The organism is Kluyvera ascorbata ATCC 33433, assembly GCF_000735365.1.
Classification (GTDB): domain Bacteria; phylum Pseudomonadota; class Gammaproteobacteria; order Enterobacterales; family Enterobacteriaceae; genus Kluyvera; species Kluyvera ascorbata.
Genome location: NZ_JMPL01000090.1, coordinates 1 through 18,353, shown reverse-complemented (window position 1 = coordinate 18,353; position 18,353 = coordinate 1). Strand labels below are relative to the sequence as shown.

17 protein-coding genes, 2 tRNA genes and 1 pseudogene are annotated in these 18,353 nt (G+C 52.9%); 14 read left to right on the top strand and 6 right to left on the bottom strand.

From position 1 onward, the window contains the following. The 7 genes from efeO to GKAS_RS17555 all read left to right on the top strand — a co-directional run. The coding region (gene efeO, locus GKAS_RS17585) for an iron uptake system protein EfeO (protein WP_035896199.1) at positions 1 to 669 on the top strand (669 nt) is incomplete at its 5' end. A gap of 5 nt (positions 670 to 674) precedes the next feature. Then, the gene (gene efeB / locus GKAS_RS17580) at positions 675 to 1,949 is read left to right on the top strand and encodes an iron uptake transporter deferrochelatase/peroxidase subunit (protein ID WP_035896197.1); all 1,275 of its coding nucleotides are present in this window, start codon (positions 675 to 677) and stop codon (positions 1,947 to 1,949) included. A 567-nt stretch (positions 1,950 to 2,516) separates the two neighbouring features. After that, on the top strand, positions 2,517 to 3,308 hold the full coding sequence (gene phoH / locus GKAS_RS17575) for a phosphate starvation-inducible protein PhoH (RefSeq protein WP_035896196.1): 792 nt from the start codon (positions 2,517 to 2,519) through the stop codon (positions 3,306 to 3,308). Between the two features lie 283 nt (positions 3,309 to 3,591). Further along, on the top strand, positions 3,592 to 4,815 hold the full coding sequence (locus GKAS_RS17570) for an SfnB family sulfur acquisition oxidoreductase (protein ID WP_035896195.1): 1,224 nt from the start codon (positions 3,592 to 3,594) through the stop codon (positions 4,813 to 4,815). A gap of 9 nt (positions 4,816 to 4,824) precedes the next feature. Then, positions 4,825 to 5,490 carry a methionine ABC transporter permease gene (locus tag GKAS_RS17565; RefSeq protein ID WP_035896193.1) on the top strand — a complete coding sequence of 222 codons (666 nt, stop codon included), beginning with the start codon at positions 4,825 to 4,827 and terminating at the stop codon, positions 5,488 to 5,490. Between the two features lie 21 nt (positions 5,491 to 5,511). Next, entirely contained in the window at positions 5,512 to 6,285 is a 774-nt protein-coding gene (locus GKAS_RS17560; RefSeq protein ID WP_035896192.1) for a MetQ/NlpA family ABC transporter substrate-binding protein, read from the top strand. Between the two features lie 11 nt (positions 6,286 to 6,296). Then, entirely contained in the window at positions 6,297 to 7,292 is a 996-nt protein-coding gene (locus GKAS_RS17555; protein ID WP_035896191.1) for a methionine ABC transporter ATP-binding protein, read from the top strand. 143 nt (positions 7,293 to 7,435) lie between these two features. Here the strand turns inward: GKAS_RS17555 and GKAS_RS17550 are convergent. From GKAS_RS17550 to GKAS_RS17540, 3 genes are all read right to left on the bottom strand, one after another. Then, a tRNA-Ser gene (locus GKAS_RS17550) sits at positions 7,436 to 7,523 on the bottom strand. 145 nt (positions 7,524 to 7,668) lie between these two features. After that, positions 7,669 to 8,346: an isochorismatase family protein gene (locus tag GKAS_RS17545; RefSeq protein WP_035896189.1), complete on the bottom strand. Its 678-nt coding sequence runs from the start codon at positions 8,344 to 8,346 to the stop codon at positions 7,669 to 7,671. A gap of 19 nt (positions 8,347 to 8,365) precedes the next feature. After that, positions 8,366 to 9,226, bottom strand: coding sequence for a pirin family protein (locus GKAS_RS17540; protein WP_035896188.1), 861 nt, complete (start codon positions 9,224 to 9,226; stop codon positions 8,366 to 8,368). A gap of 108 nt (positions 9,227 to 9,334) precedes the next feature. On the opposite strand from GKAS_RS17540, the gene GKAS_RS17535 reads away from it, so the two are divergent. The 3 genes from GKAS_RS17535 to GKAS_RS17525 all read left to right on the top strand — a co-directional run bounded on the left by GKAS_RS17535 (position 9,335) and on the right by GKAS_RS17525 (position 12,805). Then, on the top strand, positions 9,335 to 10,246 hold the full coding sequence (locus GKAS_RS17535; RefSeq protein WP_115074648.1) for a LysR family transcriptional regulator: 912 nt from the start codon (positions 9,335 to 9,337) through the stop codon (positions 10,244 to 10,246). An 89-nt stretch (positions 10,247 to 10,335) separates the two neighbouring features. Next, positions 10,336 to 11,163 (top strand): arylamine N-acetyltransferase family protein, encoded by an 828-nt coding sequence (locus GKAS_RS17530; RefSeq protein ID WP_246870747.1) that lies wholly within the window; start codon positions 10,336 to 10,338, stop codon positions 11,161 to 11,163. A gap of 211 nt (positions 11,164 to 11,374) precedes the next feature. Then, complete coding sequence (locus tag GKAS_RS17525) at positions 11,375 to 12,805, top strand: glycosyltransferase family 39 protein (RefSeq protein ID WP_035896183.1); 1,431 nt, start codon at positions 11,375 to 11,377, stop codon at positions 12,803 to 12,805. A gap of 315 nt (positions 12,806 to 13,120) precedes the next feature. Here GKAS_RS17525 and GKAS_RS17520 read toward each other — a convergent pair. Further along, positions 13,121 to 13,208, bottom strand: a tRNA-Ser gene (locus tag GKAS_RS17520). A gap of 260 nt (positions 13,209 to 13,468) precedes the next feature. Between GKAS_RS17520 and ghrA the strand changes: the two genes are divergently transcribed. From ghrA to GKAS_RS17500, 4 genes are all read left to right on the top strand, one after another. Continuing rightward, complete coding sequence (ghrA, locus tag GKAS_RS17515) at positions 13,469 to 14,407, top strand: glyoxylate/hydroxypyruvate reductase GhrA (protein ID WP_035896182.1); 939 nt, start codon at positions 13,469 to 13,471, stop codon at positions 14,405 to 14,407. 66 nt (positions 14,408 to 14,473) lie between these two features. Continuing rightward, positions 14,474 to 15,211: a phosphatase gene (locus GKAS_RS17510; protein WP_035896180.1), complete on the top strand. Its 738-nt coding sequence runs from the start codon at positions 14,474 to 14,476 to the stop codon at positions 15,209 to 15,211. Between the two features lie 19 nt (positions 15,212 to 15,230). Continuing rightward, on the top strand, positions 15,231 to 15,785 hold the full coding sequence (locus GKAS_RS17505) for a TorD/DmsD family molecular chaperone (RefSeq protein WP_035896179.1): 555 nt from the start codon (positions 15,231 to 15,233) through the stop codon (positions 15,783 to 15,785). Between the two features lie 96 nt (positions 15,786 to 15,881). Further along, complete coding sequence (locus tag GKAS_RS17500; protein ID WP_035896178.1) at positions 15,882 to 16,364, top strand: DUF1097 domain-containing protein; 483 nt, start codon at positions 15,882 to 15,884, stop codon at positions 16,362 to 16,364. Between the two features lie 72 nt (positions 16,365 to 16,436). On the opposite strand, the pseudogene csgD reads toward GKAS_RS17500, so the two are convergent. Both csgD and GKAS_RS25130 read right to left on the bottom strand, forming a co-directional pair. Further along, positions 16,437 to 17,083 (bottom strand): annotated as a pseudogene (gene csgD, locus GKAS_RS17495) (biofilm master transcriptional regulator CsgD). An 882-nt stretch (positions 17,084 to 17,965) separates the two neighbouring features. After that, on the bottom strand, positions 17,966 to 18,353 hold a 388-nt coding region (locus GKAS_RS25130), incomplete at its 5' end, for a hypothetical protein (protein WP_210436382.1).

Below are 18,353 nucleotides of genomic sequence, written 5' to 3'. Positions count from 1 at the left end.
ACCAAAGCCTTTACCGATGCGGTGAAAGCGGGTGATATCGCCAAAGCGAAATCCCTGTACGCCTCTACCCGTCAGCACTACGAGCGTATCGAACCGATTGCCGAGCTGTTCTCTGACCTCGACGGCAGCATCGATGCCCGTGAAGACGACTACGAACAGAAAGCGGCGGATCCGAAATTCACCGGCTTCCACCGTCTGGAAAAAGCGCTGTTTGGCGACAACAGCGTGAAAGGTATGGAGCACTATGCTGACCAGTTGAATACCGACGTGCTGGATCTGCAAAAACGTATTTCTGAACTGGCCTTCCCGCCGTCAAAAGTGGTGGGCGGCGCAGCTGGCCTGATTGAAGAAGTCGCGGCGAGCAAAATCAGCGGTGAAGAAGACCGTTACAGCCACACCGACCTGTGGGACTTCCAGGCTAACATCGATGGCGCGCAGAAGATTGTTGACCTGCTGCGTCCTCAGCTGCAGAAAGAGAACAGCGCGCTGTTGGCGAAGATTGACGCTAACTTCAAGAAAGTGGACACCATTCTGAGTAAATACCGTACCAAAGACGGCTTCGAAACCTATGACAAGCTGACCGATGCGGACCGCAATGCGCTGAAAGGGCCGATCACCACTCTGGCGGAAGATCTGGCGCAGCTTCGTGGGATCCTGGGTCTGGACTAAGCAAGATGGCAAAGCAGCACTCTGACGACCTGAACGAACCGTCACGTCGTCGTTTATTAAAAGGGATCGGCGCGCTGGGAGGCGCGCTGGCGATTTCCGGCGGTTGCCCGGTGGCGCACGCGGCGAAAGCCAGCGAGGCTCCGGCGGCGAACAGCCGGATGGAAACTCAGCCGTTTTACGGCGAGCACCAGGCGGGCGTACTGACGCCGCAGCAGGCTGCGATGATGCTGGTGGCGTTTGACGTGCTGGCGGCAGATAAATCAGACCTTGAGCGTCTGTTCCGTCTGCTGACCGACCGCATTGCCTTCCTCACCAAAGGCGGCCCGGCACCGGATACGCCGAATCCGCGCCTGCCGCCGATGGACTCGGGGATTCTTGGGGCGTTTATCGCACCGGATAACCTGACCATGACGGTCTCCGTTGGTCACTCGCTGTTCGACAACCGCTTTAGTCTTGCGGATAAAGCGCCGAAAAAGCTACAGAAGATGACGCGCTTCCCGAACGATGCGCTGGATGCGGCCCTGTGCCATGGCGACTTGCTGCTGCAGATTTGCGCCAACACGCAGGACACGGTTATCCACGCGCTGCGCGATATCATCAAGCACTCGCCGGACTTGCTCAGCGTGCGCTGGAAGCGAGAAGGATTTATCTCCGACCACGCGGCGCGCAGCAAAGGCAAAGAGACGCCAATCAACCTGCTCGGTTTTAAAGACGGCACCGCCAACCCGGACGGCAGCGATAAACCGCTGATGGACGAGGTGGTGTGGGTAACGGGCGATCAGGGTGAACCGGCGTGGGCGAAGGGCGGTTCGTATCAGGCCGTGCGCATTATTCAGTTCCACGTTGAGTCCTGGGATCGCACGCCGCTTAAAGAGCAGCAGACGATTTTCGGGCGTGATAAGCACAGCGGCGCGCCGCTGGGGATGAAGAACGAGCACGATACGCCTGACTACGCCCGTGACCCGAACGGTGACGTGATTGCGCTGGATAGCCACATTCGTCTGGCCAACCCGCGCACGAAAGAGACGCAGTCGAGCCTGATGATGCGGCGGGGTTACAGCTATTCGCTGGGGGTCTCTAACTCCGGTCAACTCGATATGGGGCTGCTGTTTGTTTGTTATCAGCATGACCTTGAAAAAGGGTTCCTGACGGTGCAAAAACGCCTGAACGGTGAAGCGCTTGAGGAGTACGTGAAGCCGATTGGCGGCGGGTATTTCTTTGTGCTGCCGGGTGTGGCTTCGGATAAGAGTTATTTGGGCAGCACGCTGTTGCAGGCTTGAATACGTTCCCGGCGGCGCTTTGCTTGGCCGGGCTACATTGTACGGCACACATTTGTAGCCCGGGCGAGCGCAAGCGACCCCGGGATTTCTCCCAAACTTCAGAATATCGCCAAAAATCAGTCCTTTTTTTTCATTTCTCCTCTGATTGATATAAAACTGTCACATAAGTGTCAGATGCTATCTCTGAAAGCCATCGTTATGTTTATGTAAAAATTATGTTGCATCTTTTGTTGATTTGGATGTAATAATAAATATAGCGGTAGTTTCCGTTTCACTATGGAGATCGCGAATGGTAACGTCCTTGACTGGACTAAGCAGAACCTCAACCCGCACCATCCAGCGCGGAGGCCCCCTCTCCGGCAGCGATTTCGTCACCTCAATTTTTCATCCAATTCGAATTCAACCCGTTGTTCCCGACGTATTGCGCGGTGCGCGTAGCCGTGCATTTTCGTCAATTCAACAGGCAGTTGCTATGGCTTACAAGGAAGCCAAACCTCAGACGTTCGTGCGCATAATCGCGCTGCTTTCAGCGCGTGTGATGTATACCAACAACTCAAGGTGCTATCCATGGGAAGACAAAAAGCAGTGATCAAAGCTCATCGCGAAGCAAAACGTGTGCTGAGACGTGACTCACGCAGCCACAAACAACGTGAAGAAGAATCGGTCACCTCGCTTGTGCAAATGAGTGGTGGAGTGGAAGCAATCGGTATGGCGCGCGACAGTCGCGACACCTCGCCGATTGCCGCCCGCAATGACGCTCAGGCCCACTACCTGCATGCTATTGAGAGTAAGCAGCTGATCTTCGCGACTGGCGAAGCGGGCTGTGGCAAGACCTGGATCAGCGCAGCGAAAGCTGCGGAGGCGCTCATTCATAAGGATGTGAATAAGATTATCGTGACGCGTCCCGTCCTTCAGGCCGATGAAGACCTGGGGTTCCTGCCCGGAGACATCTCGGAGAAATTCGCCCCTTACTTCCGCCCCGTCTATGACGTGCTGGTGAAGCGACTGGGCTCCTCCTTTATGCAATATTGCCTGCGCCCGGAAATCGGTAAGGTAGAGATCGCGCCGTTCGCCTATATGCGCGGACGTACATTTGAAAATGCGGTGGTGATTCTTGATGAGGCTCAGAACGTTACCGCGGCGCAAATGAAGATGTTTTTAACTCGCCTCGGGGAGAACGTCACGGTTATCGTGAACGGGGACATCACCCAGTGTGACCTGCCTCGCGGCGTTCAGTCCGGGCTTAGCGATGCGCTGGCCCGTTTTGAAGAAGATGAAATGATAGGTATTGTGCGCTTCACCAAAGACGACTGCGTACGCTCGGCGCTCTGCCAGCGCACGCTGAAAGCCTACTACTAACCGCTGTAACGTCTGCAAAGCCCGGGAAACCGGGCTTTGTTATTTTTGGCTGTTGCAAATACAACAGCTGCAGCAATGGCGTGTTGCAAATCCTACTCTCTGGTACTTCTGGTCAAGTATAACTGCTTGAAATACGGGAGGTTAAAGCTGGCATAAACATTGCTATCAACACATATAACCTAAAAGATAAAAGATGCAATCATTCATTCCTTAATGGGATATGCATGAATATCAAAAAGATAATTGCATCTGACCGTGCTGATAACATTATAGAGACCATGCTATGCCCGAGACTCAAGCCACCCCAGACTACACCCTTGCTGCGCCTCATGCGCATGTGATTACCCGCGATGAAGAGGCGATTAGCATCGCCCATGAACTCGCCGCTTTCCTGCAACCCGGCGCGTCCGAGCGCGACCTGAGCGGCGTGGTACCGCCTGAGGTCGTCAACACCTATTCCAACAGCGGGCTGTGGGGCATCACCGTGCCGCGCCGTTTTGGCGGGGCCGAGGTATCGGCGGCGACCCTCGCGGCGGTGATTGCCATTATCTCTGCTGCTGACCCGGCGCTGGGGCAAATTCCGCAGAATCACTACTGCCTGCTTGAGGATATTCGTCTGCAGGGCGATGAAGAGCAGCAGCGCTATTTCTTTGAACTGGCGCTGAAGGGCTATCGCTTTGCCAACGCGCTGTCGGAGACCGGCGGCAAGACAGTGCAGGACATTCAGACGCGAATCAGCCATACCGCCGATGGCCTGCGGATCAACGGTCGTAAAGGCTACTGCACCGGCTCGCTGTATGCCCATTGGTTAGGTGTGCTGGCGCTGGATGACGAGGGACGATCACAGCTGGCCTTTGTGCCGCGGGGCACCAAGGGGCTGACGGTGGTGAACGACTGGGCGTGCCTGGGGCAGCGCACCACCTCGAGCGGTACGGTGCTGGCTGACAACCTGCGGGTGGAGCCGTTTAACCTGATACCGACCTGGAAGTCCTACGACACGCCAACGCTTGCTGGGCCATTTGCCCAACTAACGACTGCGGCTATTGATGCCGGAATTGCCCGCGCGGCATTGAACGATACCGTCAGCTTTGTGAATCAGTTTGCCCGTCCGTGGATTGATGCTGGCGTCGAGCGGGCAGGAGATGACCCGCTGACCGTTTACCAGATTGGTGCGCTTGATAGTCGCCTGGCCGCCGCCGATGCGCTGCTGGAGCAGGCCGGTAAGGTGCTGGACCGCTATAAACATGACCTCTCGGAAGAGGCGGTCGCGCTGGCCTCTATTGCCGTCGCCCGAGCTAAAATATTCACCACCGAAGCGGCGCTGGAAGCCGCAACGCGTCTGTTCGAACTGGGCGGTACCCGCTCGACGCACCCGCGCTACAACTACGATCGCCACTGGCGTAACGGGCGCGTGCATACGCTGCACGACCCGGTGCGCTGGAAGTATCACCTGCTGGGCAACTGGGTGCTGAACGGAAAGCGCCCCGCGCGTCACGACTGGAACTGAGGAGGGAGCATGCTCGCTTTTCTGGCCGGAATTGACTGGAACGATGTCTCCCAGGCGGGGCTGGATACCCTGATTATGCTGGGCTGGGCGCTGGGATTTACGGTGCTGATTGGGCTGCCGCTGGGCGTCATTCTTTATCTGACCGGGCAGCCCCGGTTGCTCCACGCGCCGGTGCTCCACCGCGTGCTGTCGCTGCTGGTCAACATCATGCGTTCACTGCCGTTCATCATTTTGCTGATTGTGATGATTCCGCTGACCACCTTGATAACCGGCACGTCGTTGGGCGTACAGGGCACCATTCCCCCGCTGGTGGCCGGCTGCGCGCCGTTCTTTGCTCGCCTGGTGGAGACGTCGCTGCGCGAAGTGGACCACGGGCTTATCGAGGCTAACTGGGCGATGGGGGGGGACACCTGGCAGCTTATCTGGCACACCCTGCTGCCGGAATCTCGTGGCGGGCTGATCGCGGCGGTGACGGTGACGTCCATTGTTCTGGTGGATTACACCTCGATGGCCGGGGTGATAGGCGGTGGAGGCTTAGGCGATCTGGCGATACGTTTTGGTTATCAGCGGTTTCAGACCGATGTGATGGCGGTGACGGTCGTGCTGCTGATTGCTCTGGTGCAAGTTCTCCAAATGAGCGGTGACCGACTGGTGCGCCGTATGAGTCGTAAATAGTGATATCAACAGGATGACATAATGAAAAAGACCGTGATAGCTGGGCTGATGGCGTTGTTCTCTTTATCGGCGGTGGCCAATGAAACGCTGGTGGTCGGCGCGACTCCCGTACCGCATGCTGAAATTCTGGAATTCGTAAAGCCACAGCTTGCCAAAGAAGGGGTGGATCTGAAGATTAAGGTGTTTAACGATTTTATTCAGCCTAACCAGCAGCTTGCCGAGAAGCATCTCGATGCAAACTACTACCAGTATCGTCCGTTCCTTGACGACTATAACAAGACGCGTCACACCCATCTGGTGCCGGTCGTGGGTGTGCATATCGAGCCGTTTGGCGCGTACTCCACTAAATACACCAGCATTAAGGATCTGCCGGATGGCGCGACTATCGCTATCCCTAACGATCCGGTGAATACCGGCAGGGCGCTGGTACTGCTCAGTGAGGCTGGGCTTATTACGCTCAAAAACCCGGAAGACCCGCAGTCGACGGAGAAAGACATCATCGCCAATCCGCACCACTTTAAAATTCGTCCATTGGAAGGGGCGATGCTGGCACGTGCGGTAAGCCAGGTGGATTTGGCGTTTATCTTCGCTAACTATGCGCTGGAAGCGGGTATTGATACGGATAAAGCGCTGATTGTGGAAAAAGGGAAAAGTCTGTACGTCGAATATCTGGTCGCCCGCCCGGATAACATCAACGATCCCGGCATCCAGAAGCTGGCGAAGGCGCTGAATTCCGATGCGGTACGTCAGTTTATTCTGACCCGGTATCAGGGAAAAATTGTGCCCGGATTTTAGGAGTGACGACCATGACACCACATATCCGCGTGCGCGGTATCAGCAAGGCATACCCGAATGGTGTGCAGGCGCTTGACGATATCAACCTCGAGATTCAGGCGGGCGAGATCTTCGGCATTATCGGGCGCAGCGGCGCTGGGAAATCCACGCTATTACGGCTGTTTAACCGTCTGGAGAACGCCGACCGGGGGGAGATGACGATAAGCGGTGTGCCCATTGGTGAAGGCGCACGCGGGCAACTGCGGGATTTGCGGCGCCGGGTGGCGATGATTTTCCAGCACTTCAATCTGCACGCGACCAGGACGGTGGCAGAGAACGTTGAACTTCCGCTGCGAATGGCCGGTATTCCGGCCGCTGAACGTCGTCGGCGGGTTGACGAGATGCTGCGACTGGTAGGGCTGGAATCGCTGCGCGGGAGTTACCCGACGCAACTGTCCGGCGGGCAAAAACAGAGGACCGGGATTGCTCGAGCGCTGGTAACGCAGCCGGAAATTTTGCTGTGTGACGAGGCCACCTCGGCGCTCGACCCGGAAAACACGTTGGCGGTGCTCAGCCTGCTCAAAGAGATTAACCAGCGTCTCGGCCTCACGATTATCCTGATTACTCACGAAATGGATGTTATCCGTACGCTGTGTGACCGGGTGGCAGTGCTGGAAAAGGGGCGGGTGATTGAGCAAGGAGAAGTGTGGCAGGTGTTTGGCGATCCTCAGCATGAAGTGACGCGCGGGATGCTCGGGACGCTGCATCACGGGCGTGAGGAAAATCGTGAAATCATGGTCGAAGGGCAGCAGCTGATCACGCTGCATTTCAACGGTGTCAACGGACGTGAACCAGACTTACAGCAGATTGTGCACGTGCTTGGCGGAAGCCCACAGCTTGTCTACAGCAGCTGTGAGCCGATTCAGGGACGAATTGTCGGGCAACTGCGGATTCGTGTGGATACGCCGCTGACGGTGGAGTCTTTACGGCTTGCCGCGCAGGTAGCGGATAGGGTGGCGGTGAGCTAGAGCGAGCGGTTCCCGGCGGCGCTGCGCTTGGCCGGGCTACCATTCTGTAGCCCGGGCGAGGCGTTTACGCCGACCCCGGGGAAACGGGGCGTACAATGGGCGAAAAAAAAGCCCGTACTTTCGTACGAGCTCTTCTTAGAAGATGGCGGTGAGGCGGGGATTCGAACCCCGGATACGTTGCCGTATACACACTTTCCAGGCGTGCTCCTTCAGCCACTCGGACACCTCACCATATTGTTTTGCTGCTCACCGTAGGTGGTCAACGGGGCGCTACTATAGGGAGTTGACCTGAAACGGTCAAGCATAAATTCAGATTTATTAATCGTTCGGTTAAGCAATGAACACTGCCCCATCCAAAAGCGGTGGGGCAGGAGAGTTAACGCTGTGAATCAAGCTGTTCGCTGTGCTTCACGACGTCCTGCGCTTTTGCGTAGCTTTCAATCAGCAGCTGGTACGCTGGGAAGATTTTGGTGTACACCTCAGCCCATTCGGCGGCATCCGGTCGATTCCATGTGCGCTGCAGTTCGGAAGCGACGGCTGCGGTATCCATCGGTACGACGCCCGCCTGCGCCACGCGGGCCAGAGTGACTTCCTGCGCCATTTTGCTGTAGGTACCCGAAGCGTCGATGACGGCAAACACCTTATAACCGTCAGCGACCGCAGCAATAGCCGGGAAGGCCATGCAGACGCTGGTGATCGTCCCGGCAATAATTAAGGTTTTACGCCCCGTTGCTTTCACGGCAGCCACGAACTCCGGGTTGTCCCAGGCGTTGATTTCACCTTTGCGTGCAATATATTGTGCGTGCGGCGCGTTTTCGTGGATTTCCGGAATCAACGGACCATTCGGACCTTGTGGAACCGACGCGGTGGTGATCACCGGCAGACCGGCAAGGGTTGCCATTTTTGCCAGTGCCGCAGCGCGAGCGCGCAGCTCTGGCATCGGCATATCGCCAACCGTCTGGAACAGACCGCTCTGATGGTCGATGAGTAGCATTACCGCATCGTTCACATCAATCACTGGGCGTGCACCGTTGAAATTTGCTGGAGTAGACATGTTATTCACCTCTCTATTATCAGATCTGACCAAAACGGCCGGAGTTAAAATCGCGAATCGCTTCATCGATTTCGGTTTTACTGTTCATCACGAAGGGGCCATAGCCGACAATCGGTTCATTGAGTGGCGCGCCTGCCAGCACCAGCACTTTGGCGTCTTGGCTTGCATGCAGGTGCACGCGTTTACCTTCCTGGCTTAACACGACCAGTTGCGCTTCCTGGGCGCGGGTTTCACCGTTAACCGTTATGCTCCCTTCCAGCACGACGAGTGCCGTGCTCCAGCCTTCCGGCTGCTCAAAGGTCATCTCTTTATCTTCACGAAGCTGCATATCCCAGACGTTAAGCGGTGAGAACGTGCTCGCCGGGCCCGTTTTTTCCTCGTAGCGACCGGCAATCACCCGTAATGAACCGCCGTTGTCCGGAAGTTCCACCGTTGGAATGGCCGTGGCTTCAATACTCTGGTAGCCCGGCGCGGCCATCTTGTCTTTCGCCGGCAGGTTGACCCACAGCTGGATCATCTTCAGTTCGCCGCCACGACGGGCAAACTCCGCCGAGTGAAATTCCTGATGCAGAATGCCGGAACCAGCGGTCATCCACTGCACGTCACCCGGGCCAATCACGCCGCCTTTACCGGTGGAATCCCGATGTTCCACTTCACCGGCGTAGACGATAGTGACCGTCTCGAACCCGCGGTGTGGATGTTCTCCCACCCCTCGCATAGCGCCATCTGCCGGGAAGCTGTACGGCCCTGCATAGTCGAGCAGCAGGAAAGGGCTCAGGCTTTCACCGTGAGACTGATAGGAAAATAACGAACGAACCGGGAAGCCATCACCCACCCAGTGCGGACGTGGCGCGGTATACACACCCGTAATCTGTTTCATTTATTTCTCCTGCGTAGTGAGCTTTGATGTGGATTAGCTTATATTCGGATTTAATAGCTCGGTAGATAGTGAAATTGACCTACACTGTTGCAAAAATAGAACGATGAGGTGGTCATGCAAGATCTCAATGATTTCGCGTGGTTTGTTCACGTGGTGGATAACGGCGGCTTTGCCGCGGCGGGACGCGCGCTGGATATCCCAAAATCAAAGCTCAGCCGACGCATTGCGCAGCTGGAAGAACAGCTTGGTGTGCGGCTAATTCATCGCACCACGCGTCAGTTCACGGTGACGGAAGTGGGGCAGACGTTTTACCAGCACTGTAAGGCGATGCTGATAGAGGCGGAAGCGGCGCAGGAGGCGATTGCCGTACTGCAGTCGGAACCGCGAGGTTGCGTCAAAATAACCTGTCCAGTGACATTGCTGCATGTGCACGTCGGGCCAATGCTGGCGCGTTTTATGGCGCGCTATCCCGGCGTACAGATTCAGCTTGAAGCGACCAATCGCCGAGTGGATCTGGTGGCGGAAGGGGTCGATGTGGCGATTCGCGTCAGGCCAAGACCGTTTGATGATAGTGACCTGGTGATGCGCGTTCTGGCAGACCGCGGGCATTGCCTGGTGACGAGCCCTCGGTTGGTGGAAACGATGGGTAAACCGCTCTCGCCTGATGAGCTGAGCCGCTGGCCGGGGTTAAGTACCTCGGCAGGAAAGCATGTTCATCGTTGGTCGCTGAATGGGCCGAACGGTGCGAAGGCCGAGGTCCACTTCACGCCGCGACTGATTACCAGCGACATGCTCGCGCTGCGTGAGGCGGCGGTCGCAGGGATTGGTGTCGTGCAGTTGCCTATCCTGATGGCGAAAGACCAGCTGGCTGATGGCTCGCTGGTGCGTGTGCTGGATGAGTGGGAGCCGAAGCGGGAGGTGATTCACGCGGTATTCCCCTCTCGTCGAGGGTTATTACCAGCGGTTCGCGCATTAGTAGATTTTCTCAGCGACGAGTATGCATTGATGATTGAAGAGTAAGTTTACATTTCGTTTACAATTGTTCTTAACTTGTGCTATTGATGCTCAGTTGTTCTCTATGAATGGCTGAGACAAGCCACAGGTTAATGATGAGTTTGCAAAATTTAAACATGAGCATTGCGCCTGCTCTCGCCGAACAGGTGCTTGAAAAAATGGGGCTTTGCCACTATCCCGCGCTAACCGAGTCGGGATTGACGAAGCTTTATCAGACATGGTGTCGTTCTGTGCCCTTCGATAATATCCGCAAGCGAATACAGGTATCGCAGGGTATTTCGGGTGATTTACCCGGCTTTACGCCAGATGACTTCTTCTCTCATTGGCTGCGTTTTGGAACCGGTGGCACCTGCTGGGCTAGCCATGGTGCATTGTATGCGCTGCTAAAAGCGGTGGGGTTTTCCGTACAGTACGGCCTTTCAACGATGCGCTCACCTCGACCGGTCAGTGCGGACTCTCCTGGCCACGGTACACTGTTTGTCCGCCTAAATGATGAGCGCTTTATTGTCGATACCACGATGCTTCACGGCCAGCCGTTACCGCTACAGGTCTGGCATTCTACGCACCCAGTGTGGGGGACGCGGGTACACCGTGATGAAGGGTTCTGGTGCGTGAACTGGAAACCGCTCGGTCGCTCGCGAGTGGACTGCCAGTTGTTAGACATGGACGCGTCGGCGGCGGAATATCCACAGCGACACGAACGAAGCCGTCACAGTAGCCGTTTTGATGGCGCGCTGCTTATCCGCCGCGCGGGACATGATTCGATTACCGGGATAGTGAAAGGTGAGCGGGTGGTCAGGGATGCCAGAGGCAAAGAGATATTCGACACGCTGTCGCACCGTCAGCAGAAAGTTTTGCTGGTGGAGCAGTTTGGGATTGCGGAAGAGATAGCGGTGCAGGTACCTGCGGATGAGGTGCCGTGATAACGATGGTGCAGAAATTATTTAAACAGATATTGTGCATTGTTCTGTTTGAGCTATTACCTCTAAAAGATAGGGCTAACTGTTTTGATAACGCAGTCATCTTTATTATTTTAGCGCGTCATAAATAAACATCTCATTGATTTGCTGTTTATATTTTTTTATGAGGGATAACTTTAAGATCAATACGTTGAATATCTGCCCGGTAAACATAATGAATTTACGGTTGGTAATAATCTGGGCATCGTTGTATGCCGTCCTGTGGACTATCGTGACGGTATCGCTCGACCCTGCGGTTCCCTATGATGCTGTAGAGGCGCTAAACTGGGCGCAAAATGGCGAATGGGGCTCTCCAAAAAATCCATGGTTGGTTGGCCTGGTTATGCGGCCTGCGGTTTATCTACCTGCGAATATTTACTGGTATGCTTCGCATTTTCTCGCTATCGCTTTAGGCATGGTGGGTAGTTGGGTACTCGCTCACAGGCTCACTGGCAGTAACATGTTGGCCTGGTTTGCATTGTTAACCCTTAATTTATCAGGGCTAATTAATTTTGATATCATTAGCTACAACGATAATTATCTGTTGGTGATGCTATGGCCCTGGATGATGTATTGTTATCTGCAGGCTATTAGCCGAAATCTATATTGGTGGCTTGCTTTTGCTCTGTTTGCTGGGCTGGCAACCATGTCAAAATATTCCACGTTGATTCTGGTTGGGTCTGTATTTCTCTCAACGCTTTTCGTAGCGGATATTCGTCGCTGCTATCGGCATGCTGTCTGGTATTGTGCGTTAGCATTAGGCGTACTGTTAATTACCCCGAATATCCTATGGCTGCAGGAACATAACTTTGCCGCTTTGCATTGGGTGAATTCAGAAATGCACCCAGGTATTAACCCGGGGCTTTTTACCTGCTTGCTCTCCATTTTCTATCCACTGCTTATTTCTGGTGCGATTTTGTATTTTTGCGGCACGCGCTTACGCTGGCCTGCGTCATGGGAACGTCGGGTGGTGTTGGGAGTCTATCTGATTCCGCTGACAGCGCTTTGCTGTTGGTTTTTCTTCTTCAACAGCGGCAGATTAACTGAATGGCTGCAGCCTTTTTTCATTCTGGCACCGGCGTTGATGGTTAGCTGCGTCAGCCAAACTTCTGTCATCGTTCCACGCAGCGTATTTGTGAGCTTATTCAGTGCTGCCTTGTTGGTCCTCGTGGGCTACTGCGGTGTGATGTACGCCAACGTGGCTAATGCGGGGCAGAAAATGAGCGGTGTTATCCCGTTTAGCGATACGGTAAACCGTCTCTGGTATCAACGCTACGGTACGCCGTTGAGGTATGTCGGTGGGGAGCGTCTGGCAGAATGGCTAACGTTTTACGTCCCATCCCGGCCCAAAATCATCACCAAATGGAACAACGCCACGCAGCCAAATATCTACAGCGCAGATATTCGTCGCGAACAGTTGTTGCGCGATGGTGTAGCCCTTATTGGTCGCGTAGGGGGCTCGTGCTCGACGGAGCGTTTTGGCACTGTGCTTCAGGAGTGGCCGTACATTCAAATTGATATAAAGATGCCAGTCGATTTCCAGACGGATTCATCTCATGGCGTTCAGACCGTGTGTATCGCCTTTGTGCGTCCGGCTATGAAATGAGCATTCCCGGCGGCGCTGCGCTTGGCCGGGCTACGGGATTGTAGCCCGGGCGAGGCGTTTACGCCGACCCCGGGGAAACGGGGCGCACAATGGGCGAAAAAAAAGCCCGTACTTTCGTACGAGCTCTTCTTAAAATATGGCGGTGAGGCGGGGATTGACTCGCTTCGCTCGCCCTTCGGGCAGCCTGTTCGCTGCGCTCTCAGTCTGTCCAACTGGCTGCGCCAGTTGTCGAACCCGGTCCGGGATTCTCATCCCCGCGGGCGTGCAACATGCGAAAAAAAAGCCCGTACTTTCGTACGAGCTCTTCTTAAAATATGGCGGTGAGGCGGGGATTCGAACCCCGGATACGTTGCCGTATACACACTTTCCAGGCGTGCTCCTTCAGCCACTCGGACACCTCACCATATTGTCGTCCCTGTGTTGCTGGGACGAGCGCTAATGTAGGGAAAAGGCTCTTCAGCGTCAATAAACTTTTTAAAAAAATCGTGCGTTTATACAAACTTCGACCAACATGCTTCTTAAACAGGCATAAATCGTATTATTTGCGATCTGCTCCGCATTTTCCGAGACAGGGAAAAGAAATTTGTTATTCTGTTAACCCACAAAAATAATCAAAAACAACACCCATTCGTTCCGATAGCGGTGCTACAAGCAGGAGTCACTATGGAGATCATCTTTTACCACCCCACGTTTGATACCCCTTACTGGATTGCCGAGCTAAGTAAATTACTGCCAGATGCCCGTATTCGTGGATGGGAGCGAGGGGATAATGCGCCAGCCGACTATGCGCTGGTGTGGCATCCTCCGGTAGAAATGCTGCAAGGCCGCGAGCTCAAGGCCGTATTTGCGCTAGGCGCTGGCGTTGACTCTATTCTCAGTAAATTGAAAGCGCATCCGGAAATGCTACCGGAATCTATTCCGCTGTTCCGCCTTGAAGATACCGGCATGGGTATTCAGATGCAGGAATATGCCGTCAGCCAGGTGCTGCATTGGTTCCGTCGGTTTGATGATTATCAGGCGCTACAGCGTCAATCCACGTGGCAGCCGCTGCCGGACTATACGCAAGAAGAATTTACCATCGGCATTATGGGGGCGGGGGTACTCGGCTCAAAAGTGGCGGAAAGTCTCTTGTCGTGGGGATTCCCGGTGCGATGCTGGAGCCGAAGCCGTAAGCAATGGCCGCAGGTGACGAGTTATGCCGGTGAAGAGGAACTGAATGCGTTTTTACAAGGTACGCGGGTGCTGATAAACCTACTGCCAAATACGGCGGAAACGGTGGGTATCATCAATCAGCAGCATTTATCGCAGCTCCCGGATAACAGCTATGTGTTGAACCTGGCGCGTGGTGTTCATGTGGTTGAAGAGGATCTGCTGGCGGCGCTGGACAGCGGTAAGCTTAAGGCGGCAATGCTTGACGTATTCAGTCGTGAGCCTCTGCCGAAAGAGAGCCCACTTTGGCTTCATCCTCGGGTAACGATGACGCCGCACGTTGCTGCGGTGACGCGGCCAAAAGAGGCCATTGCCTATATCGCTCAGACCATTACCCAACTGGAACGTGGTGAAGCGCCCGGCGGACAGGTCGATCGCGTTCGCGGCTATTAATGTCCCAGGCTAATAAATACAAGGGTTTCCTGCTATCCTTGGCTTATCACGAGAGAGGAGAATGTGATGTATCCTGTTGACCTACATATGCACACCGTTGCCAGCACACATGCTTACAGTACGTTGCATGACTATATCGCCGAGGCGAAACGCAAAGGGATTAAACTCTTTGCCATCACCGATCATGGCCCCGATATGGCTGATGCTCCGCATTACTGGCATTTTGTGAATATGCGCATTTGGCCACGCATCGTTGATGGGGTCGGGATCCTGCGCGGTATTGAGTCAAACATCAAAAACATTGAAGGTGAAATCGATTGTACCGGGCCGATGCTAACGTCGCTTGATTTCATCATCGCCGGCTTCCATGAGCCGGTGTTTGCGCCTCAGGATAAAGAGACGCATACCCAGGCGATGATTGCGGCGATGGCAAGTGGTCAGGTCCACATGATTAGCCACCCTGGTAACCCGAAATTCCCCGTTGATATTCCCGCCATTGCTGAAGCCGCAGCGAAATATCATGTGGCACTGGAAATTAACAACTCCTCTTTTGTCAGTTCCCGCGTGGGTAGCGAAAGCAACTGCCGTGCAATAGCTGCGGCCGTTCGCGATGCCGGTGGTTGGCTTGCGCTAGGATCTGACTCGCATACTGCTTTTACGCTGGGTGAATTTACCGAATGCCAGAAGATCCTGGATGCTGTGGAATTCCCAGCGGAAAGGATCCTCAACGTTACCCCCCGGCGCTTCCTGAATTTCCTTGAATCGCGTGGAATGGCACCGATTCCTGAATTTGCTGAATTTTAATGACTGAATGGATTAACCAATGAACGAGTTTTCAATCATCTGCCGCGTGCTTGGCTCTCTGTACTACCGTCAACCTCAGGATCCGCTGTTGGTGCCGCTATTCACGCTGATCCGTGATGGGAAGCTGGCGGCGAGTTGGCCGCTGGAGCAGGATGAACTGCTGGCTCGTCTGCAAAAAAGCTGTGATATTCAGCAGATTGCGGCTGACTACAACGCGCTGTTTGTGGGGGATGACTGCCGTGTACCACCGTGCCGTAGTGCATGGGAGGACGGCGCGACCGAAGCTGAAGTTCGTGAATTCCTGATGGAATGGGGCATGCCATTAGGGGATAGCCCTGCCGATCACATCGGCACGCTGCTGCTGGCGGCTTCATGGCTTGAAGATAAAGCGGAAGAGGACGACACCGAGGCGTTGGAAACGCTGTTTGGTGACTTTATCCTGCCGTGGTTTGAAAGTTTCTTGGGGAAAGTTGAAGCTCATGCGACCACTGCGTTCTGGCGTACGATGGCACCGCTGACCCGTGAAGCTATTGCGGCGATGTGGGATGAGCTACAGGAAGAAGATAAAGAGTGATTTAAATCACAAAATTAGTGCAAATGAAATTAATGTTATGAGCATTGTGTGCTCGTGATCTCACCAAAATAGCGCGCATCTGCTAAGATGCGCGCTATGAACGTTATCTTAGCTATTGCAATCACAACAGGCATTCTCTCCGGTCTCTGGGGATGGGTTGCCGTGTCTCTCGGTTTACTGAGCTGGGCCGGATTTTTGGGCTGTACGGCTTATTTTGCCTGTCCGCATGGTGGTCTGAAAGGGTTGGCCGTTTCAGCCTGTACGACGATGAGCGGTGTTATTTGGGCGATGGTCATCATCTATGGCAGCGCGCTTGCTCCCCACCTGGAAATTCTTGGTTACGTCATAACGGGTATTGTCGCATTTCTGATGTGTATTCAGGCAAAGCAAATGCTGTTGTCATTTGTTCCAGGCACTTTCATTGGCGCGTGTGCGACCTTTGCTGGACAGGGCAACTGGCGACTGGTCGTTTCATCATTAGCGGTGGGATTGATCTTTGGCTATGCGATGAAAAACAGTGGACTATGGTTGGCAAACCGTAGAGCGAGAACGACAGCATCGAAGGAGTCCGTGCTGTAGAGTGCGCATAAACAGTAAAAGCGGCGACAGGGTAAACCTGGCGCCGCTTTTTTATTGCTGGTGTAGGACGAATTAGCTCTTGAAATTATCGTTTGCCCAGGATACGGCTTGGGTCCGATTTTTAACCGAGATCTTTTTAAATAAATGATATAAATGCGTTTTTACCGTACTCTCACTAATGAATAACGAACGAGCGATTTCAATGTTAGAGGCACCGATGCGCAACTTATTCAGGATCTCTTTTTCTCTGAAGGTCAGGATTGTGCTTTCCTGAGTATCATAACGGTAATTTCCAGAATTCATAATAAGATAGCTCGCCAGCTTACGTGAGAAGTAACATTCCCCCTCCATCACTTTTTGTAAGCCTTTGATCAAGAAGTGTTCTTCATCATGTGCATAGAATATGCCGTGAATATGCGGCCAACTTTCAATATCCTGATAGGCGTAATCTTCAGGGGTATTGAAAAGTAAGAGCTTTACGCCGCTATTTATTTTACAGAGTTCTTCCTGCCAGGCCTTTATTAACCTTTTATCAATTTCTATCATATCGAAAAGTACGATACCTTGTGATACGTTTTCCTGGTTAACAGTATGAATATTGATGATTTTACTGTTCATCCTTAGTGTTTTTTCAGACTCTGAGAAAGCGCACAGGACTGGAGCGACGGCCTTGTGATGAGAGAAAGAGTCTGGTCCGTGAAACTGAGCTCTTTTTGCATGATGAGACCCCTAATTTCTAACAGCAGGCAAAATTATAAAGGCACCTGGTTAAGCATTACTGAAATGTGGTTGCTGTTTTGACAAATGTTAAAATACGCAATTAAAAGAATGTCTGCTTAATTTAAAATTTAGACGCTGATATTTCTAAAGCAAGAAATAATCATGAAACAAGATGTAAAAATAAATTACAAAATGTAAATATAACTTATTTATTAAGTTTTTAACAGCATTTCTTAATGACTATGCGTGACAGAGTGCCATGCTGTTAACTTTATGTAATTCATGATGTTTTTGCTTTTGATAAATTGTCCATCAGCCTTCTCTTATCCAATATGTATGATGAAATTGCGTGATATTAATCGCTTTTAAAACTTTCGTTGTGTCTGCCTTTTTTTAACGCTTTGTTTTCTGGTTATCTTATCAGAGTCTAGTGCCTTGTGAGTAGTTAATACTAAAGGTTGATAATATTAAAATTAAATCAAACTTTATCATGAGATCCTCATGTCTTCCAAATATGCATACTCATCCGTATAGCATCGAAACATGAATTATATCGGTGTATGAAGTTTTACATCATTCCATTGCGATATCCCTGGCATGGCGAGGCGGTATATTTTCAAAAAACTATTATGGTGTTACGCATACAGATAAATGTTGAATGACAAAGTTGAAGGTATTCGTTTAAACCTTTAATTTCGTTAGGTTAAACATTTATTAATAATAAAAACCTTTATAGGTTGTTTATGGATGGCTGTTGTTTTCGCCTGTATGTCATATTTGCATTTATTTTAATTTATTGATAAGTGACACTTTTTACCTTCGTTGGTACTACTTTTTATCGCCTGGAATATTTGTAAATCAATGAACGGGTGTCGTGATTATTACCGATCGGTGTTTATTTGCATAACGAGTGTTCGGTTATTACGGCAACAGCACACAGCAACTAATAATGCGTGATAGGGCTCATCATGAAAATGAAGCAACTCGCCATAATGGTGGCGCTTACCGTTTTGTACCCAGCAACCACAATATATGCCGTAGCGGCAAATGGTAACGGTAATAACGGTAACAACGGCAATAGCGGCCAGAACGCTAACGGGAACGGCAACGGAAATAATGGGAATGGTCAGGGCAATGGAGGCGGTGGTAACGGAAGCGGAAATAACGGCAATGGCAACGGCAATGGTAACGGCGGTGGTCAGGGCAATGGCAACGGTGGCGGCCAGGGCGGTGGCAACGGTGGCGGTCAGGGCGGTGGCAACGGTGGCG